26 protein-coding genes are annotated in these 26,788 nt (G+C 71.2%); 13 read left to right on the forward strand and 13 right to left on the reverse strand.

Going from position 1 to position 26,788, the window contains the following annotated elements; genetic code table 11:
• The 3 genes from BCF74_RS13900 to BCF74_RS13910 all read left to right on the forward strand — a co-directional run bounded on the left by BCF74_RS13900 (window position 1) and on the right by BCF74_RS13910 (window position 3,307).
• Entirely contained in the window at window positions 1-861 is an 861-nt protein-coding gene (locus BCF74_RS13900; protein ID WP_106298563.1) for an Fpg/Nei family DNA glycosylase, read from the forward strand.
• 209 nt (window positions 862-1,070) lie between these two features.
• On the forward strand, window positions 1,071-2,738 hold the full coding sequence (locus tag BCF74_RS13905; RefSeq protein WP_106298598.1) for an alkaline phosphatase D family protein: 1,668 nt from the start codon (window positions 1,071-1,073) through the stop codon (window positions 2,736-2,738).
• Between the two features lie 230 nt (window positions 2,739-2,968).
• Complete coding sequence (locus tag BCF74_RS13910; RefSeq protein WP_106298564.1) at window positions 2,969-3,307, forward strand: rhodanese-like domain-containing protein; 339 nt, start codon at window positions 2,969-2,971, stop codon at window positions 3,305-3,307.
• Window positions 3,308-3,415: 108 nt separating this feature from the next.
• Here the strand turns inward: BCF74_RS13910 and BCF74_RS13915 are convergent, their stop codons facing one another.
• The 4 genes from BCF74_RS13915 to BCF74_RS13930 form a co-directional block, all read right to left on the reverse strand.
• Window positions 3,416-4,384 carry a hypothetical protein gene (locus BCF74_RS13915; protein WP_106298565.1) on the reverse strand — a complete coding sequence of 323 codons (969 nt, stop codon included), beginning with the start codon at window positions 4,382-4,384 and terminating at the stop codon, window positions 3,416-3,418.
• A 112-nt stretch (window positions 4,385-4,496) separates the two neighbouring features.
• Entirely contained in the window at window positions 4,497-5,147 is a 651-nt protein-coding gene (locus tag BCF74_RS13920) for a maleylpyruvate isomerase family mycothiol-dependent enzyme (RefSeq protein WP_106298566.1), read from the reverse strand.
• Between the two features lie 52 nt (window positions 5,148-5,199).
• Complete coding sequence (locus tag BCF74_RS13925) at window positions 5,200-7,176, reverse strand: DUF222 domain-containing protein (protein ID WP_106298567.1); 1,977 nt, start codon at window positions 7,174-7,176, stop codon at window positions 5,200-5,202.
• A 48-nt stretch (window positions 7,177-7,224) separates the two neighbouring features.
• A complete protein-coding gene (locus BCF74_RS13930) occupies window positions 7,225-7,620 on the reverse strand; it encodes a hypothetical protein (protein WP_106298568.1) in 396 nt (131 codons plus the stop codon).
• Window positions 7,621-7,693: 73 nt separating this feature from the next.
• Between BCF74_RS13930 and BCF74_RS13935 the strand changes: the two genes are divergently transcribed.
• Window positions 7,694-8,146, forward strand: coding sequence for a MarR family winged helix-turn-helix transcriptional regulator (locus BCF74_RS13935; RefSeq protein WP_106298569.1), 453 nt, complete (start codon window positions 7,694-7,696; stop codon window positions 8,144-8,146).
• Between the two features lie 88 nt (window positions 8,147-8,234).
• Here BCF74_RS13935 and BCF74_RS13940 read toward each other — a convergent pair whose 3' ends face one another.
• A complete protein-coding gene (locus BCF74_RS13940; RefSeq protein ID WP_146132978.1) occupies window positions 8,235-9,506 on the reverse strand; it encodes a tetratricopeptide repeat protein in 1,272 nt (423 codons plus the stop codon).
• Between the two features lie 105 nt (window positions 9,507-9,611).
• Here BCF74_RS13940 and BCF74_RS13945 point away from each other — a divergent pair, with 105 nt between their 5' ends.
• The 5 genes from BCF74_RS13945 to BCF74_RS13965 all read left to right on the forward strand — a co-directional run bounded on the left by BCF74_RS13945 (window position 9,612) and on the right by BCF74_RS13965 (window position 14,187).
• On the forward strand, window positions 9,612-11,015 hold the full coding sequence (locus BCF74_RS13945) for an ATP-binding protein (protein ID WP_146132979.1): 1,404 nt from the start codon (window positions 9,612-9,614) through the stop codon (window positions 11,013-11,015).
• A 96-nt stretch (window positions 11,016-11,111) separates the two neighbouring features.
• Complete coding sequence (locus BCF74_RS13950; protein WP_106298571.1) at window positions 11,112-12,329, forward strand: ATP-binding protein; 1,218 nt, start codon at window positions 11,112-11,114, stop codon at window positions 12,327-12,329.
• A gap of 83 nt (window positions 12,330-12,412) precedes the next feature.
• Window positions 12,413-12,913, forward strand: coding sequence for a helix-turn-helix domain-containing protein (locus BCF74_RS13955; protein WP_106298572.1), 501 nt, complete (start codon window positions 12,413-12,415; stop codon window positions 12,911-12,913).
• Between the two features lie 2 nt (window positions 12,914-12,915).
• Window positions 12,916-13,488 (forward strand): PIN domain-containing protein, encoded by a 573-nt coding sequence (locus tag BCF74_RS13960; protein WP_106298573.1) that lies wholly within the window; start codon window positions 12,916-12,918, stop codon window positions 13,486-13,488.
• A 105-nt stretch (window positions 13,489-13,593) separates the two neighbouring features.
• Window positions 13,594-14,187, forward strand: coding sequence for a GNAT family N-acetyltransferase (locus BCF74_RS13965; protein WP_245889371.1), 594 nt, complete (start codon window positions 13,594-13,596; stop codon window positions 14,185-14,187).
• A gap of 39 nt (window positions 14,188-14,226) precedes the next feature.
• On the opposite strand, the gene BCF74_RS13970 is transcribed toward BCF74_RS13965, so the two are convergent.
• Both BCF74_RS13970 and BCF74_RS13975 read right to left on the reverse strand, forming a co-directional pair.
• Entirely contained in the window at window positions 14,227-14,715 is a 489-nt protein-coding gene (locus BCF74_RS13970; protein WP_106298575.1) for a nucleoside deaminase, read from the reverse strand.
• A gap of 58 nt (window positions 14,716-14,773) precedes the next feature.
• Window positions 14,774-15,463: a TetR/AcrR family transcriptional regulator gene (locus tag BCF74_RS13975; RefSeq protein WP_218279279.1), complete on the reverse strand. Its 690-nt coding sequence runs from the start codon at window positions 15,461-15,463 to the stop codon at window positions 14,774-14,776.
• A 91-nt stretch (window positions 15,464-15,554) separates the two neighbouring features.
• Here BCF74_RS13975 and BCF74_RS13980 point away from each other — a divergent pair, with 91 nt between their 5' ends.
• Window positions 15,555-16,310, forward strand: coding sequence for an SDR family oxidoreductase (locus tag BCF74_RS13980; protein WP_106298576.1), 756 nt, complete (start codon window positions 15,555-15,557; stop codon window positions 16,308-16,310).
• 133 nt (window positions 16,311-16,443) lie between these two features.
• Here the strand turns inward: BCF74_RS13980 and BCF74_RS13985 are convergent, their stop codons facing one another.
• The 4 genes from BCF74_RS13985 to BCF74_RS14000 form a co-directional block, all read right to left on the reverse strand.
• Window positions 16,444-18,654: a phosphocholine-specific phospholipase C gene (locus tag BCF74_RS13985; protein WP_106298601.1), complete on the reverse strand. Its 2,211-nt coding sequence runs from the start codon at window positions 18,652-18,654 to the stop codon at window positions 16,444-16,446.
• Between the two features lie 164 nt (window positions 18,655-18,818).
• On the reverse strand, window positions 18,819-19,808 hold the full coding sequence (locus BCF74_RS13990) for a Dyp-type peroxidase (RefSeq protein WP_106298577.1): 990 nt from the start codon (window positions 19,806-19,808) through the stop codon (window positions 18,819-18,821).
• A gap of 138 nt (window positions 19,809-19,946) precedes the next feature.
• On the reverse strand, window positions 19,947-20,522 hold the full coding sequence (locus BCF74_RS13995) for a mycothiol transferase (RefSeq protein ID WP_106298578.1): 576 nt from the start codon (window positions 20,520-20,522) through the stop codon (window positions 19,947-19,949).
• Window positions 20,519-21,094 carry a dienelactone hydrolase family protein gene (locus BCF74_RS14000; protein ID WP_106298579.1) on the reverse strand — a complete coding sequence of 192 codons (576 nt, stop codon included), beginning with the start codon at window positions 21,092-21,094 and terminating at the stop codon, window positions 20,519-20,521. The genes BCF74_RS13995 and BCF74_RS14000 overlap by 4 nt, the downstream gene beginning before the upstream one ends.
• Before the next feature lie 71 nt (window positions 21,095-21,165).
• Between BCF74_RS14000 and BCF74_RS14005 the strand changes: the two genes are divergently transcribed.
• The 3 genes from BCF74_RS14005 (at window position 21,166) to BCF74_RS14015 (ending at window position 24,774) form a co-directional block, all read left to right on the forward strand.
• Complete coding sequence (locus BCF74_RS14005) at window positions 21,166-22,137, forward strand: helix-turn-helix transcriptional regulator (RefSeq protein ID WP_106298580.1); 972 nt, start codon at window positions 21,166-21,168, stop codon at window positions 22,135-22,137.
• A 10-nt stretch (window positions 22,138-22,147) separates the two neighbouring features.
• The gene (locus BCF74_RS14010) at window positions 22,148-22,558 is read left to right on the forward strand and encodes a VOC family protein (protein ID WP_106298581.1); all 411 of its coding nucleotides are present in this window, start codon (window positions 22,148-22,150) and stop codon (window positions 22,556-22,558) included.
• Between the two features lie 188 nt (window positions 22,559-22,746).
• Window positions 22,747-24,774, forward strand: coding sequence for a penicillin-binding transpeptidase domain-containing protein (locus BCF74_RS14015; RefSeq protein ID WP_106298582.1), 2,028 nt, complete (start codon window positions 22,747-22,749; stop codon window positions 24,772-24,774).
• 89 nt (window positions 24,775-24,863) lie between these two features.
• Here BCF74_RS14015 and BCF74_RS14020 read toward each other — a convergent pair whose 3' ends face one another.
• Window positions 24,864-26,228, reverse strand: a complete 1,365-nt coding sequence (locus BCF74_RS14020) for a cryptochrome/photolyase family protein (RefSeq protein ID WP_106298583.1) — start codon at window positions 26,226-26,228, stop codon at window positions 24,864-24,866.
• Window positions 26,225-26,608 carry a hypothetical protein gene (locus BCF74_RS14025; protein ID WP_106298584.1) on the reverse strand — a complete coding sequence of 128 codons (384 nt, stop codon included), beginning with the start codon at window positions 26,606-26,608 and terminating at the stop codon, window positions 26,225-26,227. Before BCF74_RS14025 ends, BCF74_RS14020 begins: the two co-directional genes overlap by 4 nt.
• Window positions 26,609-26,788 lie beyond the last annotated feature (180 nt).

Raw genomic sequence — 26,788 nt, forward strand, 5'->3', positions numbered from 1 at the left:
GTGCCCGAGCTGCCCGAGGTCCAGGCCCTGGTCGACTTCCTCTCGGCTCGCACGTCCGGGCTGGCGGTGACCGGGGTCGAGCTGGGCTCGATCTCGGTGCTCAAGACCTTCGACCCGCCGCCGGACGCGCTCGTCGGGGCGCCGGTGGAGTCGGTGACCCGGCACGGCAAGTTCCTCGACCTCGACTGCGGCGGGACGCACCTCGTCTTCCACCTCGCCCGGGCCGGGTGGCTGCGCTGGTCCGACGCGCTGTCCGAGACCCGGCTGCGTCCGGGCAAGTCCCCGATCGCCCTGCGTGTGCGCCTCTCCGACGGGTCCGGCTTCGACCTCACGGAGGCCGGGACGAAGAAGTCGCTCGCGGCATACGTCGTGTCCTCGCCGAGCGACGTGCCGGGGATCGCCTCGCTCGGGCCCGATCCACTCTCGGATGCGTTCTCGCTCAGCGCTTTTCGTGAGATCCTCGAGGGGCGGCGCGCGCAGATCAAGGGCGTGCTGCGCGACCAGTCGATCATCGCCGGCGTCGGCAATGCCTACAGCGACGAGATCCTGCACGTCGCCAAGCTGTCGCCGTTCGCCATCGCCGCGAAGCTCTCCGACGAGGAGACCGAGCGGCTGTATGCCGCGTTGCGCGAGACGCTGTCCGCTGCGGTCCTCGCGGCGTCGGGCAAGCCGGCCGCCGAGCTCAAGGACGCCAAGCGCGCCGGGATGCGGGTGCACGGCCGGACGGGTGAGACGTGTCCCGAGTGCGGGGACGTCGTGCGCGAGGTGTCGTTCGCGGACAGCTCGCTGCAGTACTGCGCGACCTGCCAGACCGGAGGCAAACCCCTCGCCGACCGCCGCACGAGCAAGTTCCTCAAGTAGCCCGGTCCGCCGGCTGCCCCCTCCTGCCCGCACCCCACCGGTCTCAGCATTATCGGGTCACCCGATACCGTCCCGCTCCACCCGACAAGCCTTCTCGGGTGGAGTGGGAGGTCTTCGCCGCCCGACCTGTCCGGTCCTGACCATCGGTTCACCTGATCGTCGCGCCGAGGTCGCCGGGCCGTCGCTGACGTCGCGACAGGGTGGACGTCATGCAGACCACTCGCCGCACCGCCCTTCGCGCCGGCCTCGTCGCCGGTTCCGCCGCCCTCGTCCCGGGCGCCGTCCTCCTCGACCAGCGGCCCAGCGCGGCCCTGGACCAGCGGCCCAGCGCGGCCGCCGTCATCCCGGCATCGAACCCGTTCACGCTCGGCGTCGCCTCGGGCGACCCGGCGCCGGACGGCTTCGTCATCTGGACCCGGCTCGCGCTCGAGCCGCTCGCCGCCGACGGTCTCGGTGGTATGCCGTCCTCCACCTACGTCGTCAACTGGCAGGTCGCGTCGGACGAGGGCTTCGCCGACGTCGTGCGCGCCGGCGCGACGAAGGCCGACCCGGCGTGGGCGCACTCGGTCCACGTCGAGGTCGCCGGGCTCGAGCCAGGGCGGGAGTACTGGTACCGCTTCCGCCTCGGCCGCCACCTCTCGCGCTCGGGGCGCGCCCTCACGACGCCCGCGCTCGGGTCGTCGCCGTCGTCGCTGCACATGGCCTTCGCGTCCTGCTCGAACTACCCCGCGGGTCTCTTCACGGCATACAAGGAGCTGGCGGAAGAGCGCCCCGACCTCGTCCTCCACCTCGGCGACTACCAGTACGAGGGCGGCGGTACCGGCATCGGCCGCACCCATGCCGGCCCCGAGACCAAGACCCTCGCCGGCTACCGCCAGCGGCACGCGCAGTACAAGACCGACCTCGACCTCCAGGAGGCGCACGCCGTCGCGCCCTGGCTCGTCGTCTGGGACGACCACGAGGTCGACAACAACTACGCCGACGACATCGCGTCCCGTCCCGTCGAACAGCCCGGGTTCCTCGAGCGGCGCGCCGCGGCATACCGCGCCTACTACGAGAACATGCCGCTGCGGCGGCGCTCGGTGCCGGCGGGCCCGGACCTCGACCTCTACCGCCGCGTCGCCTGGGGCAACCTCGCGAACCTGCACATGCTCGACACCCGGCAGTACCGCTCGGACCAGGCATGCGGCGACGGCTACAAGAGCTGCCCGGCCGCCGACGACCCGGCGCGTTCGCTGCCCGGGATGGAGCAGGAGCAGTGGCTGCTCGACGGTTTCCGCTCGTCGCAGGCGCGCTGGGACATCCTCGGGCAGCAGGTGTTCTTCGGTCGTCGCGACAACGACCCGACGGCGAAGACGACCGTGTCGATGGACGCGTGGGACGGCTATGGCGCGTCGCGGCGCCGCATCACCCAGGGCTGGATCGACGCCGGGGTGCGCAACCCGGTGGTCCTCACCGGTGACGTGCACGCGCACTGGGCCAGCGACGTCTACCTCGACTGGGACGCCATCGACCCGTCTCGTCCGGTCGGTGCCGAGCTCGTCACGTCGTCGATCACGTCCGGTGGCAACGGCTACGACGAGGCCGACGGCCGTCACCCGTGGGCCGACTGGAACCCGAACCTGCGGTTCTGGACGAACCTGCGCGGCTACGTCTCGACGACGATCACGCCGACCGAGATGACGGCGCGGTTCCGGTGCGTGCCGTTCGTGACGACGCCGGGTGCCGAGGCGTTCACGCGGGCGACGTTCGTCATCGAGGACGGGGTGCCGGGGCTGCAGGAGGTGCAGGCGGCGCCGCGGCCCGAGCGGATGTCGTCGCGTACCGACGCGCAGAAGATCGCCGACACCATCCGCGCCGAGACCCACGGCGACTGAGCCACGGGGAACACGGCGGTGAGCCGCTAGGGCGGTGAGCCGCTGAGGCGGTGAGCCGGCGAGCGTTCGGCGCGCGGACGGCATACCCGCGCCTCTCGCGCGACCGGCGCAGATCGTGACAGGGGGCGCAGCGATGGCTGCGCCCCTCGTCAGCTTCTGCGCCGCCGGTGACGGATGCAGCGTCGCTGGTGACGGGCGGGGCGCCGCGGCGGATTGGGTAGCGTCGGGGCATGAGTGAGTTCCAGCAGGTCCAGATCACCGACCTCGCCGACGACGCCCCGATCCTCGACATCCGCGAGCAGGACGAGTGGGACCGCGGGCACGCGCCGGGGGCCGTGCACATCCCGATGAGTGAGCTGCCGGCGCGGATCGACGAGCTCGCACCGTTCCTCGACCGGGACGAGCCGCTCGTCGTCACCTGCCGCAGCGGTGGCCGGGTGTCGCGGACCCTGCCGTGGCTCGAGCAGCAGGGCTACGACGTCGCCAACCTCGACGGCGGCATGCGCGCGTGGCATGCGGCGGGCAAGTCGATGGAGACCGCCGACGGCAGCGAGCCGCAGGTTCCCTGACCTGTCCCTTTGTCGTATGCCGTCCGCGCCCCTCGGTGCACACGCCGGCTGGCTCACCTGTGCCTGCCGGCCGGAGTGCGCACCAACGGGTCATACGTTGTCGACGGGTCAGCCGCCGGCGTAGGGCTGGAACTCCGAGGTGACCGCGAGGTCCTTCGGCGCGAGCCAGGGCTCGACCGTCGTCAGCACCTTGTCCCACGTCGCCTGGTCCAGCGCCGTCACTCGGACAGTGAGTCGCCCGGTCTGCGCATCGGGTGCCGTCGTGATGCCGAGACCGGCCTTGGTCAGCGCCTCCTGCGCAGCGGTGAGGTCGGCCTGGGTCGGGGCGTCGCGCTGCTCGACGCAGAGCCCACCCGGCCACACGGTCCGCAGCTCCTTGTGAGCCGCCGCAGCATCACCGGTGACGAGGACGTTGTAGAGGTCGGAGCCGTTCGACACCCACGAGCCGATGTAGCCGTCGAGCGACTCGAGCTTCTGCGACAGCGCAGCCTGCTGCTCGGGGGTGCCTCCACCCTTGCGCCCGCCCCCGGCATACGGGTCCTCGCACAGTTGCGGGAAGGCGCCGTCGGACGGCCGCGGGTCCGGGTCGCTCGGAGCTCCGGGCGGCGGAGTGAGACTCGGGGCGCGGTCGAGGGTGACGGTGCCCTGCTCGCCCGCGTCTGGGTCGTACGTCCCGACGACCCAGACCATGCCGGTCCACGTCACGCCGCTCGCGCGTTCGGGCTTGAGTGCGTCCCAGTCGATGTCGCCGACAACGGTCGGGCCGCTGCACTGGGGCGGGTAGGACTGCGCCATGACGAAGCACAGTTCGACCGGGCTGGTCGAGGACTTCTGGTAGAGCGAGCCCTGCGCGACGACGAGGTCGTCGGCCTGGACGATCTGTCCCTGGGCGGGGCCGGGGCCAGCGGTGGAGTCGGCGTCCACACTCGATGATCCCGACGGCGAGGGTTGCTGCGCGGTGCCGTCGGCGGGCTGCGCGTCGCCGCAGGCGCTGAGGCCGAGCGCGAGGGCGACAGCGGCGAGCGTGGTCGCGACAGTCGTGAACGGGCGGAGGCGAGGGATGGCTACCAGCGTCATGTCATTGGGACGGAGCTCGGGGCTGTCCGGTTCCCTGTGTTCCCTGTGCGTCGGCATTGCGCGTCGGCGCCCATGAGACGTCATGACCAGACGGCGCGTCACGACTCGACGGTCACGGGTCGCCCGGTATGCGGTCGCGCAGGACCGCCACGCCCGGCCCGTCGAGGTCGGCCAGGGCGTGGGCGCGGCCGGCGACGGCCATCGCCACGGCTTCGCTCGCGCCGCGAACCTCGTCTCCCTCACCCCATGCCCAGTCCTGGTCGGTGGCGACGAGCCGGAGTCCGCGCAGCCGGTCCTTGGTCACGAAGCCGCGCATGGCTGGCTTGGACGTGAGGAAGTCGAGCGTTGCGCGCCACGCATCGAGATCGGGACTGACGTCGATGCCGAGGGGCCGTGCGGCATCGCGCAGGTGGATGGCGGAGTCGGCCATCGGTCCGCCGGACCCGGTGAACGGCACGGTCAGCTCGGTGTCGGCGAGATCGCGCAGCCGGGCGACGAGCTGGTCGGTCGGTCGCGCCGAGCGCTCGCGGGTCTGCTCGTCGACGTAGCGCCCGAGGTCGCCGCGGTAGCGCACGATGATGCCCAGGACGCTGCGCCACGTGAAGTCGGACTCCAGCGGCGCGATGAGATGGCCCGCGATCTCGCGGACGGTCCACCCCTCGCAGAGGCTCGGCGTGGCCCACTGCTCCGGAGTGAGCGCTGCCAACATGTCCGCGGCGAGCAGCCGGTTGCGGGTCGCGATGGCGTGGTGGGGGTCAGCCATGGTTCTCCTCGTCTTCGTGGATCGCTCGGGCTTGGCGCACACTGCCTCGTCCTCAACACTCTGGTCTTGACCCGTACTTTGGAACAACGCCGAAGCACTGGGCTGCGGGGTGTGGGATCGGAGTGCTCTGATCTTGCGTCGTGCTTCGGGCCACTGGCGGGCCGGGGTGATGTTCTGGTCCTGTCTTGCGTTGCTCTGGTCTTCCGCCGTGCTTCGGTCCACTGCACCCCGGGCTGATGCTCTGATCTTGCGTCGTGCTTCGGGCCACCGCACCCCGGGCTGATGCTCTGATCTTGCGTCGTGCTTTGAGCCACCGCGAGCTCCCTTGCTGCCCACCGCTGGGCAGTCGGGCGATGCGCGCCGTCGCGAAGGCGGCGGACAGGTCCGGGCAGGGCAAGCACGGCCTTGGCAGGTCGGGGTGCGGCGGCGCGCGAGCACGCGCGAGGGAGTTGGGGTGAGTGGCGGGGGCGGGGCGGGTCAGCCCTAGGGTTGTCGATGAGGGTCGTCGCGTCGGTGGGGGTCGTGGAACCGGATCGTCCAGGCGCCGCGGTCGTCGCGGTGGAGGGTCCAGGTGAGGTCGGTGCGGTCGATCCAGCGGTGGTGTTGTCCGCACAGGGGGATGGCGCGGGTGAGGTCGGTGCGCCCGCCGGATGCCCAGGGGTCGAGGTGGTGCAGCTCGGTCCAGGCGAAGGGGCGGTCGCAGCCCTGCACGGCGCACGAGTCGTACAGGTGCGCGAGGGCGGCTTTCTGGTTGCTGGTGAAGCAGCGGCGTTGTCGGCCGAGGTCGAGGGGTTGGGGGGTCGCCGGCGAGGACCAGCGGTAGGAGCCCGGCGCCGCAGGCGAGGCGGCGCACGTCGCCGGCGGAGACGTGGTCGCCGACGTCGGTGCCGGCGGCGCGCAGCTGGCCGCGCAGGGTGTCGATGCTGGTGGTGACGACGATGGTGGCGGCGATCTTGTCGTCGAGGTGGTCGGTGGGCAGGTGCCCGAGGAGCTCGGTGAACGCGACTCCGCGCCGGTGTTGCCAGTCCAGCTGCTCGCCCTTCCAGCCGGCGCCGTCGCTCGACGCGGTCCCCACGCTCCCCGCGGTCCCCACGCTCTCCGCGGTCCCCGCGGTTGCCCGGGTGCCGGCAGCGTCGCGGGTGAGGGCTCCGGTGCGGCGGCGGGGTGCGGTCATGGCGTCGATGATCTTCTTGAGCTGGGCGCCGGCGAGCCAGGGCACGGTGAACTGGCCGGTCATCGTGCCGTCGTGGTTGTCCTTGACCCAGAACGCTGCCGCCTGCCACGCCCAGTCCTCGTCGCTGGTGACGAGGGTGTTCTCGTGCGCGTCGACCTCGACCGGGTCGGAACTGACGACCTTCAGGACGCGGCGGGCGGCGATCCGCAGCTTCGCCGGAGTCCGGTTCTGCGCGAGCCGGAGCAGCTCCGCCTCACACTCGTCCCGTCCGCCGGCGTCGACGGTGTCGGGCAGGTCCCGCAACGCGGCCACAATGACCTTCGCGTGCGCCGCCGAGATGTCCCCACGATCCAACGCTCGCCCGGTTGCGGTGCGCCCCGCCTGCCCAGCCTCCGCAGAGCCGGTTCCTGCCTCGCCGGAGGTGTCGGGTCCAGGCCCGGTGCCGGGGTGGTCGCTGACAGCGGCGAGCAGCGTCCCACCCGGCGCGCCCGCGTCACCATCGGCGTCGAGGCCAGCGGGCCCGTCGCCGAGCTCGGCCGCCATCGCCGCATCCGCGGCGGCATCGCGCTGGTTCTGCTGGGTGTGCCGAGACACCCACGACCCGGTGTCGGCGAACCCTGCCGACTCGGCCACCCCGTCACTCTCGGCGCGCGCGATGATCCGCAACCGAGCCGCCTCCACCCTCCGCCCGAGCCGTTCCAGCTCGGTCAACGGCCCCTTCCAGTCGCGCCCGGCCCCGCCGGTCACCGCGCTCGACGCCACCGACGCCAGGATCCGATCCACCGCCGCGTGCCCGTCCGCGATGGCAGCCGCGACCGCATCCCCACGGGGCGGAAGGACGGCTGCGGTGCTCATAGAAACAGTCAAGCAGCCACCACTGACAACGCCCTCGGACGAGGTTTGTCAGTCGAGACCCAGAGCCCGCTCCAGCTGCCGGCACGCCTCGATCGCGGCCATCGTGTGCTCGGCATGGAGCGAGGCGGCCGCGCTCCCCGACGCCTCGGCGAGGGCCACCTCCACTAGACGGGCCCTCGCCCGCACGTCCGCTGCGAGCAGGTCACCGAAGTCCTCGCCATTCTGCGACACGCCTCCCAACAGCGCGTCGCCCACGGAGGCGTCACCGTCCGGGGCAGCGACCTCCAACACCCCGAGAACCCGCCGCTGCTCGGCCGCGAAGCCCTCGAGAACCTCGAGCACCGACCCGCCGGCAGCGGTTGGCCGATCAAGGTCCCCGCGGCTCGCCTCGGTCAGGGATGCAGCGATGTCCGCATTGATGCGGTGCAAGATGGTGATGTCCACGGCTCCTCCGTCCCGGTCGGGCCAATCGTCTACCACCGTAGACGATTTTGATCTACCGCGGTAGAGGAGTCGCATGACCAGCCCCGAACGAGCGTCCACCAGCGATCCCGACCTGGGGGCTCTCTTCGCCCGGATCCTGCCGCGGCTCGCCGAGCTTGAGGGGCCGATCCTTCAGGACGTCGGCCTGTCGATGTGGGAGTACGCCATTGTCACAGAGCTCGCGACCGGCCAGGCCCTCTCGCAAGCGGATCTGTCGAAGCGCACTCGCCGCGACCCCACCCGCCTCGGCCGTCACCTCGACGACCTCGAGGGACGTTCTTTGATCACGAGGGAGGCGGCCGACGACAAGCGGCAGCGCACGGTGACGCTCACGCGAGCCGGCCGCGCGGCATACCGCACTGCCAAGAAGCGCATCCGGCGCATCGAGGACGAGCTCCTCGCCGAAGCCCTCACACCGGCACAGTCGGCCTCCCTGCGGCGCGGTCTCGCGCGGCTCGCCGACGTCTGTGCGCCGGACGAGGCCTGACAGACCTGACTGACGACCGCGCCGCGGTGAGCGAGCGACCGCGGTGAGCGTCACGGCATACGAACGACAACGTCGTATGCCGTGCCGGTCACCTTGACGAGAGCGCCACGACCCACGTCGCCGCCACGCCGCTGAGCATGAGGACGAAGGCGAGCGGAGCTGCGGCGGCCACACCGGCGAGGGCGAGCGCGAACGCGAGCACGGCGACGGCGGCGACCAGCCCCACGACCACCCACCCGGCGCGCAACCGGTTCGCCGGGAGACTGTGCAGCGAACCCGCCGCAGCCGCCCAGAGCGCGCTCCCGACCGCCACGAGGAACAAGGTCTCGGGACCGGTCGTCAGGGCGAGCCCGACCGCGACGAGCGCGGCGACCATGAAGCCGAGGGAGGCCATCGTGGCCCGCTTCGTCATCGTCGGCAGCAACCCGCGGCCATAGGGGCTGGCGAGCAGGACCGCGTTCATCAGCGGTTCGATGAGCCAGCTGATCGCGACGACGGTGATGACGACGCTGACGGCGACGTTCGTGAGGGTCGATCCCTCACCCGCGCGCAAGATCCGGATGAGGAACAGGGGCGCGAGCAGGGCGGCCCAGCGCGCCCCACCGGGCAGCGAGTCCAGCCAGTCGGAGTAGCGCCACATCCAGCGATAGAGCGGGTTGCGCGCCTTCATCGTCAGGGCGAGCTGCTCACGCGCCTGGGCGTTGGTGGGGTCGAGGCGAACGGCGTCCCGCGACGACGCCACCGCATCGCGACTCGAGCCGCCACGCAGGTCGAGCAGGGCGTTGATGCGGTGCGCGTCAGCGCAGTTGGGGTCGATGGCGAGGGACTCGGCGACCGCCTTGCGAGCCTCCTCGGGGCGACGGAGATCGAACAGCGCCCCGCCGATGGCGGCGGGGATCTCGGCGTCCTCGGGGTCGAGCGCCCGCGCCCTGGTGAAGCTCTCCAGAGCCGGCCCCGGCTGTCCGAGGTTGTGCAGCGCGTGTCCACGCTGGACGTGTAGGTCGGCGAACTCGGGCGCGAAGTACAGGGCACGGTCGAAGGTCTGCAGGGCCTCCCGCTCCTGTCCGGCGGCGCGCTGCGCGATCCCGTGGATGTACAGCACCAGCGGGGAGTCCGGCGCCCGGTTCACCGCATCAGCCGTAATGGATCGCGCCTCGTCGACTCGCTTCTGGATGAGCAACGCGCGCCCGAGGTCGACCATGACCCACGGGTCCTCGGGGGACTGGGCGAGGGCGCCGCGCAGCAACCGTTCGGCCTCGGCGCCGCGGCCGAGCTCGAGGAGCGCGCGAGCGCGGGCGTGCTCGGAGTCGGACTGGGTGTCGGTCATGGGGTCCCCCGGGGGTGAGATGGTGGCGGTCACCCTACTGAGCGGAGTGCAGTTCGCGCGGGGCTTTGGGATGAAGCATCGAGGAATCCTTCGCAGAAAGCTGTCCGTCGGATCAGCGCAGGCCCTAGCGTGCTCGATGTGTCGAACGAGCCAGTCATCGCCGCCCTGCGCGCCTCCCTCGCCGCCGACCCGGGCAACCACGACGTACGGGTCCACGTCGCCAGCCTGTTGAGCGCCGACGGGCGCACCGATGAGGCGCTCGCGGAGGCGTCGGCGGTGCTCGCCGGACGTCCCGACCACCTCGGCGCGTTGACGGTGGCCGAGTCCGCGGCGCGCCGCCTCGGCGACATCGACAGAGCGGATGCGTATGCCCGCCTGCTCGCCGCCCTGGGCGGCTCACCGTCCAGCGCCTCGCCTTCGCAGGGCGGGGACCCGGCAACGGGAGCGGGTGCACCCGGGCGCGCGGACGGCATACGGGAAGCGGACGGCATACGGGGGGCGGACGGCATACAGGGGAACGAGCCAACGGTGAGCGACGGGGAACCGGAGGGGAGCGACTCGTCGACCGACCCCGTGGAGATTGCCTATGCCGGCACGATGCCGGACTCGCCGGAGGACCTGTTCGCGGAATGGAGCGAGAGCGAGGCGGCGCGCGAGCCCGAGGTCGGCACCTTGGGTCGCCCGGGCGTCACCCTCGCCGACGTCGGTGGGCTCGCCGACGTGAAGAAGCGGCTCAACCAGTCGTTCCTCATGCAGATGCGCAACCCGGAGCTGCGCGCGACGTTCGGCAAGTCGCTGCGCGGCGGTCTCGTGCTCTGGGGCCCGCCGGGGTGCGGCAAGACGTTCATCGCGCGGGCGGTGGCGGGGGAGCTGGGCGCGAGCTTCTACGAGGTCGGGCTCGCCGACGTCCTCGACATGTACATCGGCAGCAGCGAGCGGAACCTGCGCAGCATCTTCGACGCGGCACGGCGCAACCGGCCGTGCGTCCTCTTCTTCGACGAGCTGGATGCGTTGGGGCAGAAGCGCGCTCAGCTCCGTGGTGCGGGCGCGATGCGGGGTGTCGTCAACCAGATGCTGGCCGAGCTCGACGGCGCCTCGACTGACAACGAGGGCCTGTTCGTCCTCGCCGCGACGAACCATCCGTGGGACGTCGACTCCGCGCTGCTGCGTCCAGGACGGTTCGACCGCACGGTGCTCGTCCTTCCTCCGGATCGCGAGGCGCGGGAGGCGATCTTCTCGCTCCACCTGCGCTCGCGGCCGATGGACCGGGTCGATGTGGGACAGCTTGCCAAGGCGACGGACGGCTACTCCGGCGCCGACATCGCCCTCGTGTGCGAGCAGGCCACCGAGTCGGCGATGGAAGAGTCGATGGCGGCGGGCCAGGTGCGGCCGATCACCGCGCAGCACCTGCGTGACGCGGTGGCCAGTGTCCGGCCGAGCATCGGTGAGTGGATGGAGACGGCGAAGAACTATGCGCTGTACTCCAACAGCAGCGGTGAGTACGACGAGCTGACCGCGTACCTCAAACGCCGGCGACGCTGACTGCGGGCGTTGCGGTAACGCGGCGCGGCGCGACACGGCATACGGGCTTATTCGGATGTATGCCGTCCGCGCTAGAAAGCGCGATACGGTCCGATCGTGGATCCCATCCGTAATCCCTATGCCCCCGGCGCCGGTCAGCGCCCGCCCGAGCTCGCCGGTCGTGACGAGCAGCTCGACGCGTTCGAGGTCGTGCTCGAGCGGGTGTCGCGCGGGCGGCCCGAGCGCTCGATCGTCCTCACCGGGCTGCGCGGTGTCGGCAAGACGGTGCTGCTCAATGCGTTGCGGTCAGCGGCTGTTCGCGCGAAGTGGGGCACCGGCAAGCTCGAGGCGCGGCCGGACCAGTCGCTGCGGCGGCCGCTGTCCTCGGCGCTGCACCAGGCGGTGCGCGAGCTCGGTCACCCGAGCGAGAACGAGGTGCAGCACGTCCTCGGCGTCATCAAGGCGTTCGCCCAGCGGAGCGCGCCGGCCGGGGCGAAGCTGCGCGAGAAGTGGAGTCCGGGCATCGACGCGCCGGCCGTGACCGGACGGGCAGATTCCGGCGACATCGAGATCGACCTCGTCGAGCTGTTCACCGACCTCGGTGGGCTCGCGGCGGACACGGGACGGGGGATCGCGGTCTTCATCGACGAGATGCAGGACCTCGGGCCCGATGACGTGTCGGCGTTGTGTGCGGCCTGCCACGAACTGTCGCAGTCGGGTCTGCCGGTCATCGTCGTCGGGGCCGGGCTGCCGCACCTGCCGGCGGTGCTATCGGCCTCAAAGTCATACTCCGAGAGGCTTTTTCGATACTCCCGCATCGACCGGCTGCCGCGGGCGGCGGCCGACGCGGCGCTGGAGCTGCCCGCGGAGGACGAGGGGGCGGCATACGACTCTGCAGCGCTCGACGCGATGTATGCCGCGACCGGCGGCTACCCGTACTTCATCCAGGCGTACGGCAAGGCGGTGTGGGACGTCGCCGCGGCGTCGCCGGTGACGGCCGAGGACGTGCGGGTCGCGGCGCCGGAGGCCGAGTCGGAGCTGGCGGTCGGGTTCTTCGGGTCGCGGTTCGAGCGGGCGACGCCGGGGGAGCGGGAGTACCTGCGGGCCATGGCCGACGTGGCGTTCGCGGTGGCCGAGGCGGGGGAGGAGGCGCTCGACGAGATCGAGTCCGTTCCGACGGCCGACGTCGCGGCACACCTGAAGCGCAAGCCCCAATCCCTTTCTCCCGCAAGGGATGCACTGCTCAAGAAGGGGTTGATCTACTCCGGCGAGCGCGGGCGGATCGCGTTCACCGTGCCGCACTTCGGGAGGTACCTGCGCGAGCAGACCGGGTGAGTCGGGCGACTGAAGGCCCGTTGGTGCAACTGTTCGTTTTGTTCGTTTCGATGTAGGCTGAGGGCACTCTCAGGGAGGTCGCCATGAGCCGCACACGCACAGCTGCAGTGTCTGCACCGCACACCTACATCGCGAATGACCGCGAGGACGCGCAGATCCTCGACATCGTCCGAGCCTTGGAGGCTGCCGGCGGTCGTGCGCCGAAGGTGACGCCGTCGCTGGTTGCAGCCGACGGGACGCGCCTCGAGCTCCCGCCTGCCATGTTCGCCGTCCTCAAGCAGGTCGCTGAGGCCCTTGCCGACGGGATGGGTGTGTCGGTGGCGCCGCTCAACGCGTTGCTCACCACCCAGGAAGCTGCCGACTACCTGGGCATCTCCCGGCCGACGTTGGTGCGGATGCTCGAGCGGGGCGATCTCCCGATGGAGAAGCCGGGACGTCACCGTTTCGTGCGCCTCAGCGACCTCGTGGAGTTCCAGAAGCAACAGCGTGCGGACCGACGACACACGCTGGCCGAGATGCAGCGGCAAGGTCAGGAGGATGGCCTGTACGACGCCACGGATGGTCCCCCTCCTCGGACGCGCTGACTGTGGCGTTCCCGGTCTTCTTCGACACGTGCGCACTCTTCGGTGGCACGCTCAACGACACCTTCCTCCGATTGGCGGAAGTCGGCGCGTACCGGATTTTGTGGTCGGAGGACGTTCTCGTTGAGCTGGAGCGGAACCTTGCGCGCAGGGTGGGTCCGGAGGCGGCGGCCCGTCGGGTCTCCGCGATGCGTACTGCCTTCCCCGACGCCTCCGTTGTCGACTACGAGGACTTGGTGGTCTCGATGACCTGCGACCCCAAGGACCGTCATGTTCTGGCGGCCGCGGTACGGGGTCAAGCGGAGGTCCTCGTCACGATGAACACCAAGGACTTTCCCGCATCCTCGGTCGATCCCCATTCGTTGACTGTCGTGCACCCAGATGACTTCTTGCTCGATCAACTGGACCTCCACCCGTCGCGCGTTCGCCTCGCTCTGGTCGGACAAGTCGTCGATGGGAGCCGCCCGCCACTGACGATGTCGAGACTTCTCGGGATTCTGGAACGTTCCGCCGTGCCGCGCTTTGCTACCGAAGCGAGGCGTCGTGACTTTCAGGTGACCCAAGATTCGGATGACTGAGGATCTCTGGCGGCGACCGACGTGTTCCGCATCGAGATGACGAGCTCCGCGGGGCGACCGGCGCTAGCGGTCCCGGCCTGTCGGCCTCCCGCTAGCCTGACGTGCATGTCCCCCAGGACGAAGGTGGTCGACGTCGACCTCGCGCGCCTCACCGTGCGCCCGCTCGACGCGTCGACCTGGGACGCCTACGCCGCCCTCATGGAGCGCCACAACGGCGTCTTCGGCGGCTGCTGGTGCACCTTCTTCCACACGATGTCGGCCGACAAGACCTACGACGCCGATGACAACCGCGCCCTCAAGGAGCGCCTCGTCCGCGCCGGCCGCTCCCACGCCGCCGTCGTCATGGACGGTGACGAGGCGATCGCGTGGTGCCAGTTCGGGCCGCCCGCCGAGCTCCCGAACATCTACCACCGCAAGGACTACGACGCGACGACGACGCAACCGCCCGACTACCGGATCACCTGCCTCTTCGTCGACAAGCGCTACCGCCGCAGCGGCGTCTCGGCCGTCGCGGTCCAAGGCGTCCTCGACCTCATCGCCGAGGCCGGCGGCGGCACGGTCGAGGCGTACCCGCACGACAACGCCGGCGCCCGCGTCTCGGTGCTCTACTCCGGCACGCGCGCCCTGTTCGAGCGCGCCGGCTTCACCTACGACCGCCCGAAGGGCACGAAGAACTGCGTCATGACGCGGGTGGTCTGACCGCCGCGTGCCGCGGTCACCCGCGTGGTCGCCGTCGACTCAGTCATTCCGTATGCCGTGCAGCCGAGCATGCAGTTCCCTCACCTCGGCCTCGAGCTGCGGAGCCGGCCCGTCGACGGTGACGCCCGGCGCGACCTCCTGCACCGAGAGTGGCCGGACCGGCGACGGTCCCACGCCCCACTCGCGAAGCCACTCGACGAGCTGCTCGGTCGAGACGGCATACGCGATCCGCCCCAGCCCGACCCACGCGTGCGCGGCGGAACACATCGGGCAGTGCTCGCCCGAGGTGTAGACCGTGCAGCCGGCCCGGTCCTCGGGCGCCACGTGCTCGGTCGCCCACCTCGCGAGCTCGAACTCCGGGTGCCGCGTCTGGTCGCCGCCCTTGACGCGGTTGCGGTCCTCCCGCAGCACCTGGCCCGAGGCGTCCACGAGGACCGAACCGAACGGCTCGTCCCCGTCGTCGAGTGCCTCGCGCGCCAGCTCGACGCACCGCCTCAGGTGGGTCAGGTCCGTCTCGTCGAGAGCCATGTCGAGATCGTGGCACAGGAGAGCAGGAGAGCAGGAGAGTCGCCCCGGTGGCCGCGCATCACGACGACGATGCCTCGAGGCGCTTCGCCCACTCGATGAAGAGGCGCGTCTCCGCCGGCCCGAGGACGTCCGGATGAGCCGCCGCATGCTCGATCGCGGATCGCGTTGTGCCAGAGCCTTTTTCGTATGCCGTGGAGCCGGTGATCGCAGCGATCACGCCTTCGCGGACCGCGGCCGAGAGGGCGTCGTCCCGCTCGCCGGTGACGATCTGGCGCAGGGTGACCCCGATGTTCGCGACGAGCACGTGCGCCGCCGCCTGGTCCGCCGGGACGACGAGCCGTCCCTGCTCCTCGGCCGCCTCGGTGATGGCCCGCAGCAGCTCGCTCGGGCGGGACTGTGCCGGGGGCGAGTAGCCGGGCCGGACCGTGCCGTACATCAGTGCGTAGAAGCCCGGGTTCTCGAGCCCGAACTCGACGTGCGCGTCCCAGCCGGCGCGCAGGTCACGGATCGGGTCGCCGCTGGACTCGGCCGACTCCTTTCGCGCGAGGTACAGGTCGAAGCCACGCTCGACGACCGCCTCGAGCAGCCCCTGCTTGCTGCCGAAGAAGTGATAGAGCGTCGGCATCTTCACGCCGGCGGCGTCGCACACGGCGCGCAGCGAGATCTCCTCGCCCGGAGCGGACGCGATGAGATCGGCCGCGGCATCGAGCAGCCGCGTCCGTGTATCGCTCTGCACCTCCGCTGTCACAGTGCTACATTAGCGGTGTAGCACCGATATACACGGATCGATCACCGCTACACCCGACATCCCGCACCACGAGCCTTCAGGAGCGACAGTCATGACCGAGCACACCCTCCAGGGCAAGAACGTCCTCATCGCCGGCGGCGCGAAGAACCTCGGCGGCCTCATCTCCCGCCAGGTCGCGCAGGCCGGCGGCAACGTCGCCATCCATTACAACTCCGAGTCGAGCCGCGCGGATGCCGAGCAGACGCGCGCCGACGTCGCGGCCGCGGGCGGCAAGACCGTCGTGCTCACGGGTGACCTCACCCAGCCCGCCAACGTCGAGAAGCTCTTCGCCGACGCGACCGAGGCCCTCGGGCCGATCGACGTCGCCGTCAACACCGTCGGCAAGGTCCTGCGCAAGCCGATCGTCGAGACGAGCGAGGAGGAGTACGACTCGATGTTCGACGTCAACGCCAAGGCCGCGTACTTCTTCATCAAGGAGGCCGGCAAGAACCTCGCCGACGGCGGCAAGGTCATCACCATCGTCACCTCGCTCCTCGGCGCGTTCACCGACGGCTACTCCACCTACGCCGGCGGCAAGAGCCCGGTCGAGCACTTCACCCGGGCGGCCGCGAAGGAGTTCGCCGAGCGCGGCATCTCCGTCACCGCCATCGCGCCCGGCCCGATGGACACCCCGTTCTTCTACGGCCAGGAGACGCCCGAGCGCGTCGAGTTCCACAAGTCGCAGGCGATGGGCGGTCAGCTCACCCAAATCGAGGACATCGCGCCCATCGTCCACTTCCTCGCGACCGAGGGCTGGTGGATCACCGGCCAGACGATCTTCGCCAACGGCGGCTACACCACACGCTGACCACGGCGAGAACCGCTGCGGCACAACGCAAGACGCGCGGCCGGCATACCGATCTTCCGGTATGCCGGCCGCGCGCCTTCGCGCGAAGCCTCGCCCGCGCGTCGCCGCGCCCAAGCGTCGTCGCGCCCGTCGGTCAGGCCGTCACGGAGTCGCGACCGGTCTCGACATGACCGGTGAGCCGCAGCCGCCAGTCGGAGTCCTCGGCGACCGTGAGCTCGACGTCGTACCAGCCCTGGTCGGTCTCCCACACGAGCTTCTTCGTCGCGCCGGCCTTGAGCCGCACCGGCCGCGACCCACCGCGATACGCGAGCGCCGACACCGTCACGACGAGATCCTCCGACCCGCGGTTCGTCAGCACCAGCCCGAGGTTCGGCCGCTTCTCGACATACTCGTGCGACACGACGAGGCCCGCCGCAGCACCGGACAGCGCACCGGCAGAGTCCATCCAGAACCGGTCCGGACCCTGCACCGTGACGTCCCAGCGCCCGTCAGCCGCCCCGAGCGTCACCGTCTCGGGCGAGCCCGCCGCAGCCACGACGTACTCCGGGCGAGACGCGCTCGCGGCATACGGGTAGACCGCGAACGGCACGTCCGTCGCCGCCCCACCGGCAACCCACACCGACACCGAATTCCCTTCCACCGCAACGGAAGCCGACGGACGATAGGGCAGCGCACGCGCCGGACGGCGGCCGGGCTCCTGCAGCGGCAGCTCCTGATCGGACGGGGCCGACGGACGCCACCGGGCACGCTTCGACGGCACCGGCCCCGGCTCGGCCAGCGCGGGCGGCGACCCCTGCCGGGCGAAGTCGAACGCCGACGTCAGGTCCGAGCAGACCGACCGCCGCCAGTCCGAGATGTTCGGCTCGCGCACGCCCGTGACGAGCTCGAGGAACCGCAGCGTCGATGTGTGGTCGGCGATCGACGAGTCGACGAACCCGCCGACGGTCCACGGTGACACGATCGTCATCGGCACGCGCGGTCCGAGGCCGATGGGTCGACCGTCGTACCAGTCCGGACCGGCGCCGCTCGCCGGACGCGGGGGCGTGGCCGGCGGCACGTGGTCGAAGTACCCGTCGTTCTCGTCGAAGTTGATGAGGATCGCCGTCTTGGACCACGTGTCGAGGTCGGAGGCGACGAGGTCGAGCAGGTCGTGGATGAGGTTCGCCGACCCGACCGGCGTCGATGCGCCGGGGTGCTCGGACAGCGCCGCGGTCGGCACGAGCCAGCTCACCTTCGGCAGCGTTCCCGCCTTGATGTCGGCGCCGAGCCGCTCGAGCAGCGTGCCCGGGCGGCTGCGGTACGCCGCCCGGTCGAAGAGCGAGCGCTCGGCCTCCGACAGCGACGCCCGCCCGGTCTCGAACTGCGCCAGCAACCGGTCCTGCTCGGACGCCGACTTGCCGGGCAGAGAGTCGTAGAACGCCTCCGTCGTGAGGTACGCCCCGTCGACGTGGGCGAGGATCTTGCGGCCGATCTCCTTCCAGGGCTTGAAGTACTCGACCGCGTTGTCGGTGAAGTTGTCCCACTCCTGGTAGATCTGCCAGGACACCCCGGCCGCCTCGAGCCGCTCCGGGTACGTCGTCCAGTCGTAGCCCTTGTGGGCGTAGTTGTAGGCGGCGTTCGTCACCGCGCGCTGGGTCGTGCTGCCGGGCTCGTAGCCGGTCGTGCCGGTCCAGAAGTAGTTGCGGTTCGGGTTCGTCGAGCCGTAGACCGAGCAGTGGTAGGCGTCGAGCGCGGTGAACGTCTCGGACAGCTCGTACTGGAGCGGGATGTCGCGACGGTCGTAGTACGTCATCGTCGTCACGGTCTTGGCCGGCACCCACTGGTCCCACCAGCCGTCCGCCCACGCGCGCGTCGCGTCCGAGAATCCGTGCGGCAGGTCGCCGAGGTACTGGATGTCGTCGTTCGAGCGTCCCGCCGCCTTGGCGGCCTCACGCAGCGAGAACGGCAGGACGGTGCCGCTGAACGAGCGCGGCTGCGCCAGGACGTTCGGCAGCTCGCCCGGTTCGGGGTCGCGAAGCCGCAGCGGGTGCCGGTCGCCGTAGCCGCGGACGCCGCGCAGCGTGCCGTAGTAGTGGTCGTAGGACCGGTTCTCCTGCATGAGCAGGATGACGTGCTCGACCTGCTCGAGACCGCCCGTGCGCATCGGTGCCGCCATGGCGCGGTGCACCGAGGCCGGCAGGAGCGAGCCCGTGGCGGCGAGGGCCGCGGCGGCGGTGCCGCCACCGAGGATGGTGCGCCGGCTCGGCCGGAGGCCACCCGAACCAGAGTCACTCGAGACAGGGCCGCCGGAGACGGCGCCACTCGAGTCAGGGGTGTTGGACGAGGAAGGGGGAGGGGTTGTCATGTCCGCCAGCGTGGCCCGACCCGACGAGCAGATGAAGGACATCCGATGAATTGTGGGCAAACCCTGACCACGGTGACTGGTATGCCGTCCGCGCGCGGACGGCATACCGGCTCACCTCGGTGCGTGGAGACTCAGGTGCGTGGAGCCCCCGGCGCGGGAACGGCTCAGGGGGCATCGGGCAGGTCGTCGAGGAAGTCGAGCGTCGGCACGAAGAACAGGCACCCGGTCTGCGCCGTCGAGAAGTCGAGGATCCGGTCGGTCGTGCCGGGCGGGTTGCCGAGGAACATGTGCTGCAGCATCTGCTCGGTGACGCCGGGGTCGCGCGCGTAGCCGATGAAGAACGTCCCGAACTCCGCCGACCCCACGCGCCCGAACGGCATGTTGAAGCGCATGATGTCGCGCTCGTTGCCGTCCTCGTCGTGGATCGTGTTGAGCGTGACGTGGCTGTCCGGCGCCTTCTCGTCGTCGGGGAACTCGACGTCGTCGAGCTTGGTCCGCCCGATCGCGCGCTCCTGCTCCTCGACGGTGAGGGCGTCCCAGGCCGCGAGGTCGTGCACGTACTTCTGGGTGATGACGTAGCTGCCGCCCGCGAAGTCGCGGTCCTCGTCGCCGACGATGACCGAGTCCGCTGCCGCGGCGCCCTCGGGGTTGGCCGTGCCGTCGACGAACCCGAGGAGGTCGCGCTCGTCGAAGCTGCGGAACCCGTGCACCTCGTCGACGACCTCGCCGGCGTCGCCGAGCCGACCCACGATGAGCTGGGCGAGCTCGAAACACAGGTCCATCCGCTGCGCCCGGATGTGCAGGAGCACGTCGCCGGGCGTCGACGGTGCGGTGTGCCGCGGTCCGTCGAGCTGCTCGAACGGGTGCAGCTTCGCCGGCCGCGGACCCGTGAAGATCCGGTCCCACAGGTCCGACCCGATCCCGACGACGCACGTCAGCTGCCCCTCGGGGATGCGGAACCCGACCGACTTGCGCAGGTCGTTGACCGCGCCGAGAGTCTCCCGGATCCCGTCCTCGCCACCGTCGCGCACCCTGATGACGAGGAACATCGCGGACGGCGTCAACGGTGTCAGCACCGCCTGAGGATCCGTCCCCGGTCGCGCCACCCGCGCCGCGTCCGGCGCACTTCCCGACTGCCCTGCCACATCGCTCATCACGTCGCCCTTTCGTCGTGGGCTCTCACCGTATGCCGTCCGCGCACCTTCGCGGTCGCGCGGCGCGCGTGCGCGGTCGCGCTGCGTGCGCTCAGGGTCGCGCTGTCTGCGCGCGCGGTCGCGCCGCCCCCGGTGAGGTCACGACGTCGGGCGCCAGCCGTCCGGGGGGTCCTCGCCGGTGCGCCCGTCGACCGCCTCTCGCAGCAGGTCGGCGTGACCGGTGTGGCGGCCGTACTCCTCGACGAGGTCGAGCAGGACCCGACGCCGCCCGACCCGTTCGCCCCTGTCGGTCGTGATGGCCGCGGGCCGGTCGAGACCGCCAGCCGCGAGCGGGGCGGCGAGGCGTTCCCTGGACCGCTCCACCGCCGCGTCGTAGGCGCGGTAGAGGTCCTGCGGGTCGTCGTCCGCGGCCGAGTCGATCTCCCAGTCGGGGTTCTCGTCCCAGCCGTTGTCCGCCCACGCGTCCGGCATCGGCTCGCCCGCGATCTTCGCCGCGAAGGCGTGGTCCTCCTGCACCGCGAGGTGCTTGAGCAGGCCGCCGAGGCTGAGCGACGAGGCGCCGACCGTGGCCTGCAGCTGCTGCGCGCCGAGATCGTCGGCCTTCCACCGGAACGTCCAGCGCAGTCGCTCGAGCGCGCCCAGCACGTGGTCGGCCTCGTCGCCGTCGAGCGGCTCCCAGGGCGTGACATCGGACCCGGGCACCGGGTCGCTCATCCGAGGCGCTCCAGGAACGCGAGCGAGCGGTCGAGCACCTGGCGCGCTGCCGGTTCGTCGTATGCCGTCAGCGAGCTGTCCGTGAAGAGGTGCCCGTCGCCGGGGTAGAGGAAGAGCTCCACGTCGTCGTGGGCGTCGACGAAGGGGCGCGCGGCCTCCAGGTCGCCCTCGCCGACGAAGAACGGGTCGGCGTCCATCGAGTGGATCTGCGCCGGCACCCCCTCGGGCCACTCGCCGAAGAACGACGGGTCGGCGAAGGAGTGGTAGAACAGTCCGCCCAGCGCCCCCGGCCGGGACTGCAGCGCCTGCTGAGCCGGCATGACGCCCAGCGAGAACCCGGCATACACGATTCGCTCGGGCAGCCCCTCGGCGAAGGCGACGCCACGCGCACGGGTCTCGGCGAAGCCGACCTCGGCGAGGTACTCCTGCCCCTCCTCGATGGAGTCGAAGGTGCGCCCGTCGAACAAGTCGGGAGTGTGCACGGTGTGGCCGGCCTCGCGGAGCGCGTCGGCGAAGGCGACGACTCCGGGGGTGAGGCCCTGGATGTGGTGGAAGAGCACGATCTCGGTCATGGCAGTCACCGTAGGACCGGTTGCGGACGAACCACTTCCGCAATGACAGAACCTGGGCCAGACTTCTCGGCATGGTCGCCCCAGCCCGCGAGACCAGCCCGACCGCGCGGGCGCTTCTCACCCTCGAGCTCGTCCAGGGCCAACCGGGCGTCACGGCCGACGCGATCGGGGAACGGCTCGGCGTCTCGCCAAGGGCAGCCCGGCGCTACGTCGCGATGCTGCGCGAGGTCGGCATACCGATCACGTCCACCTCCGGACCGGCGGGTGGCTACTGGCCCGGCCGTGGGCTGCGGCCGCCACCGCTGCTCTTCACGCCGGCCGAGGCGCTCGGTCTCGTCATGGCGGTCCTCGACGGGCACCACGACCCGGACGACACCCAGGACCCCGTCGGCAGCGGCATCGGCAAGATCTTGCGAACCCTGCCGGAATCCGTTGCGGCAGAGGCGAACACGGTGCGTCGAGTTGCGGAGGCAGCGCCCGACCGCTCAGCGTCGCGACCCACGCCGGAGGCCACTGCGCGGCTCGTGCGGGCGTGCGTCGACCGACAGGTCGTGCGGCTGGGTTATCGGACCGAGGCCGGTCGCGACCTCACCCTCGACGTCGAGCCATGGGCCGTCGTCGTCCGGCACAGCCGCTGGTACCTCCTGTGCCACTCGCGCACCTCGGATGCGACGCGCGCCTACCGCATCGACCGGGTCACGCAGGTCGAGGTCGTGCCCGAGACCTTCGAACCTCCGGCGGACCTCGAGCCGGTGAGCGCACTCGAGCAGCACCTCGGGCAGGGGTGGGACCACCCCGTCGAGGTCGTCGTGGGGGCGCCCGCCGACGTGGTCGAGCGGCACCTCCCGCGGACGATGGGTCGCGTCGAACCCGTTGGGGCGAGGCGCTGTCGGCTCGTCGGCAGCACGAGCAACCCCGCGGCCTACGCGGCCGACCTCGCCGGGCTCCCGGCCGACTTCACGGTCGAGGTGGGTGACGAGGTCCGGGCGGCGGTGCTGGCCCTGGGGCGGCGGCTGGTCGCGGCGGCCCGCTCGCAGTGGTAGGACGGAAGGCATGGGCGACCACCCGGCATACGTGCACACGTCCTTCGACACGGAGCGGCCGCGCGAGCTCGCGGAGTTCTATCGGCAGCTGCTCGGTCTCGTCTATCGCGCCGGCGACGAGCCCCCGACCGACGGCAGTCCGGACGACCTCGACTGGCTCGTGCTCACCCAGCCCGACGGGACGCGCCAGCTCGCCTTCCAGCAGGTCGAGACGTTGACGCCGACCACCTGGCCCGATGACGACGTGCCCATGCAGGCGCACATCGACTACACCTTCGACAGCGTCGAGGAGCTCGAGCGGCACAAGGACATCGCGCTGCGGCTCGGAGCCACACTCCGGCTCGACCGCACCGACGACGAGGAGCCGCTCTATGTCCTCGCCGACCCGAGCGGGCACCCGTTCTGCCTCTTCGTGAGCTGAGCGGAACCTCCACGTTCTCTCGGTATGCCGTCCGCGCGTCGTCGTCGGCGCGTCACGGCAGTGTGACGATTGCGTGAGGATCGACGGGAGAGACGGTCGGGAGCGTGCACGTTGCGGCGACCCCCTGACAGAGTGACGGTGCGGCTCCGACCCGGGGTTCGCACGTCGACGCCGGAAGGGTGTGAGTGGTGGCTTCACGTGGGTGGGGAACGAAGGTCGGGATCGCGGTGCTCGTCCTCGCGCTCGTCGCCGGGGGAGCGTGGGGCGCGTGGACCTGGCTGGGCCGGGACACGGGAGCGGCACGGGCGGCTGCCGAAAAGGTCGCTGCCGGGCTGGCCGCCGGCGAGCTGCCCCCGGGGGTCGTGACGGGGGAGCCCACCGGTGAGGGGGAGGGGCTCGCCGCGATCGTCGAGGACATGGAGGGTGCCAAGCACGCCGTGTCCGTGGCCTCGGTGACCGAGCCCGAGTCGGGGTCCGCGACGGCGACCCTGCGGCACGAGTGGTCGGTGCCGGGCGCCGAGAAGCCGTGGACCTATGAGACCCCCGTGGAGCTGCGCAAGGGCGACGAGACGTGGACCGGGGTGTGGTCGCCGGCGATGGTGGCGCCCGACCTCACCGACGCGGAGACGTTGCGCCTCAAGCGAACCCAGGCCGAGCGCGCCGACATCCTCGGCCCCGACGGCAAGCCCATCGTCACGGAGCGACCCATCCAGCGGGTCGGCATCGACAAGACCAAGGTGTCGGGTGCGGCCGCGGCGACGTCGGCACGGGCACTCGGGACGGCGCTCGACATCAACGTCGACAAGTTCGTCACGGCGGTCCAGCAGGCCGGGCCGAAGGCGTTCGTCGAGGCGATCACCGTGCGCTCGGGGAGCCCGGAGGAGCAGGCCGCGCGGGCGGTGGACGCACCGGGTGTCTTCCTCGTGGCGGGCACGCGGGAGCTCGCTCCGACGGCGACGTTCGCGCGGCCCATCCTCGGGACCGTCGGGGAGGCGACGGCGGAGATCATCGAGAAGTCCGGTGGCACCGTCTCGGCGGGTGACGTCGTTGGCAAGGGAGGCATCCAGGAGGCGCAGAACGCGCAGCTCTCCGGGCAGCCCGGCGTGACCGTGTCGGCTGTCGGCGGGGGTGACCCTCGTGTGCTCTTCGAGACAGCGCCGGTCGCGGGGAAGCCGGTCACGGTCACCCTCGACATCGCGACCCAGAACGCAGCGGAGGCGGCTCTCGCGGATATCGAGCCGGCCTCGGCGATCGTCGCGATCCGCCCGTCCACCGGAGCGGTCCTCGCCGCCGCCAGCGGGCCCGGGAGCAACGGGCAGTCGACGGCGACGCAGGGACGCTTCCCGCCGGGATCGACCTTCAAGACCGTGTCGACACTGGCCCTGCTGCGCTCGGGTGTGACGCCATCGACGCCCGTCGAGTGCACCCAGACCTTCGTCGTGGACGGCCGCCAGTTCAAGAACGTCGACAGCTATCCGAAGGACGCGCTGGGCAAGGTGCCGTTCTCGACGGCGTTCGCGAACTCGTGCAACACGGCGTTCATGCGGCTGGGAGCGGACCTCGAGCCGGCGGCGCTGCCGACTGCTGCGGCGGGGCTCGGGCTCACGGCCGACCCCTCCCTCGGGGTGCCGACGTTCCTCGGGTCGGTGCCGACGCCGAAGCCCGGCACCGACGAGGCGGCGTCGATGATCGGTCAGTCCAAGGTGCAGGCGTCCCCGCTCGGCATGGCCACGGTCGCCGCCTCCATCGCGGCCGGCAAGACGGTGACGCCCACCCTCGTGACGGGTGTGGAGCCGGATGCCTCGGACGGTGACGGTGGTGCAGGCTCGTCCGCCTTGCCGACCGCGTCGCCGTCCGGGTCGGCGTCCGCCTCGCCCGCCTCGCCCGCCGCGTCGGGGTCGCCCGCCGCGTCGCCGACCGGTGCCACCCCCACGCCCAGCAACCCCATCACCGCTGCCGAGGCCAAGCAGCTGCAGACGCTCATGCGCGGCGTCGTGGAGCAGGGCAGCGCCGACTTCCTCCTCGACGTCCCGGGCGCACCCGTCCTGGCCAAGACCGGCACGGCCGAGTTCGGCGAGGCGGGCGCGCTCAAGGAGCACGCCTGGATGATCGGGATCCAGGGTGACCTCGCCGTCGCGGTCCTCGTCGTCGAGGGTGAGGGCGGCGCATCCACGGCCGGGCCGGTGCTCGAGAAGTTCCTGCGCGCCGTCGCCTGACCCCGTCCCCTTTCCCGACTTATTGCGCACAGCTCGCACGATCCTGGCGCCGTCCGTGCGAGCTGTGCGCAATCAGTGGCGCCGACCGGTCAGCGCTTGGTCTCCTCGAGGCGGCGCAGGGCCTCGCGGCGCTCGTCCGCATGGTCGACGATCCGCTTCGGGTAGTCGTGCGCGTAGCCGTCGGGATGCTCCCACGGCTGGTGCACGGCCTTGCCCGAGAGGTGTCGCAGCTCGGGCACCCACTGCCGCACGTAGTCGCCGCTCGGGTCGAACTTCTCGCCCTGCGTCACCGGGTTGAAGACGCGGAAGTACGGCGCCGCGTCGGTCCCCGTGCCGGCGACCCACTGCCAGCCGTGGTTGTTCGAGGCGAGGTCGCCGTCGATGAGGTGGTCGAGGAAGTGCCGCGCCCCGACCGGCCACCACACGTGCAGGTCCTTGGTGAGGAAGCTCGCGGTGATCATCCGGAGCCGGTTGTGCATCCACCCCGTGGCGAGCAGCTGGCGCATCCCGGCATCGACGATGGGGTAGCCGGTCGTCCCGGTGCGCCATGCCTCGATCGCGTCCTCGGGTTCGTCGTAGGCCATGCCCTGCAGCGCGTCGCGCAGGTCGCTCCACGCGCTGGAAGGGTTGTGCCACAACACATCCGCATAGAACTCGCGCCACGCGAGCTCGTCGACGAACGTCTCCGTGCCCTGGCCTCGCCGGCTCGCGAGGTCGGCGAGCAGCGTGCGCGGGTGGGTCGTCCCGAGCTTGAGGTGGGGGGAGAGGCGCGACGTCGCGTCGACGTCCGGTCGGTCGCGGTCGTTGGTGTATGCCGTGAGCGCGCCATCGAGGAACTCGCGCCACCGCGCGTGCGCGGCTCGCTCGCCGGCCTCGGGCATGTCGGGTAGGTCGGGTGCGGTGAGGGCGTCGTCGAGGGCCCGGGCCGCCTCGGGGTCGTCCTCAATGTGCATGAGCGGCAGGTCGCGGGGGCGGGGCGCCGGGTCGGGCCAGCCATGGCGGCGCCACGCCTTGGCGAAGGGGGTGAAGACCTTGTAGGGAGCGTCGCTGCCGTTGACGACGAGACCCGGCCCCACGGCATACGGCGTGCCTGTCTCGACCCACGCGATGCCTTGCGTCGCAAGAGAGTTCGCGACCTGCTCGTCGCGGCGGCGCCCGAAGGGTGTCGTCTCCCGGGTGACGTGCACGCTGCTCGCGCCGACGCGTTCGGCGAGGTCGGGGATGACGGTGGCAGGGTCGCCCCAGAGGAGGGTGAGCGCGCCGTCGTACTCGTCGTTCGTGGCGCGCAGGGTGGCGGCGAGCCAGGCCCGACGAACGGCTCCGGCGCCTTCCCACAGCGTCGGGTCGACGACGAAGGCGACGACGAGGTCGCCGTCGGCGGCGTCGCGCGCGGCAAGGAGGGCCGGGTGGTCGCTCCGTCGCAGGTCCCGACGGAGCCAGAGGATGGAGGTCACGTCGACCGCAGCACGTCGAGCAGGGTGTCCGCGCCGTGGAGCAGCTCTGCGGCCCGATCCTCGTGGCCGGTATCGATCAGCTCGTCCGCGGCATTGCGCAGGTCCTGGACCTCGGTCTCGACGATGTCCAACTGGTCGTTGTGGGTGAGGGTTCGGCGCTCCGCCTCGGTGGCCCCGACGCCCACGGCTGAGCCCGCGATGGGGGAGGCCTGGGTTGCTGGGGCGGCGCCGACGGGGATCGCCTCGGCGTTGTCGAGGGCGGCGATGGCCGACCGCAGCGCTGCCGCGGCGGCGCGGTCGCGCGAGCGCATCGCCTGCGTGAGCGCGGTGCGCAACGCCGAGCGCAGGTCGACGTCGGAGCCGAGACTGGGCGTGGTCATGTCAGCGACCCTAGTTCCCCCGCCCACCGCCGACTTATTGCCGGTTCCGTTCGGAGTGGGGTGAACGGAATCGCCAATCAGTGCCGACTTATTGCTGGTTCCGTTCGGGTGGGGTGAACGGATTCGGCAATCAGTGCGACTTACTGCGCACAGTTCGCACGGTGGGGTGCGAAGTCTGCG

The sequence above is a fragment of the Knoellia remsis genome, assembly GCF_003002895.1.
GTDB classification, from domain to species: domain Bacteria; phylum Actinomycetota; class Actinomycetes; order Actinomycetales; family Dermatophilaceae; genus Knoellia; species Knoellia remsis.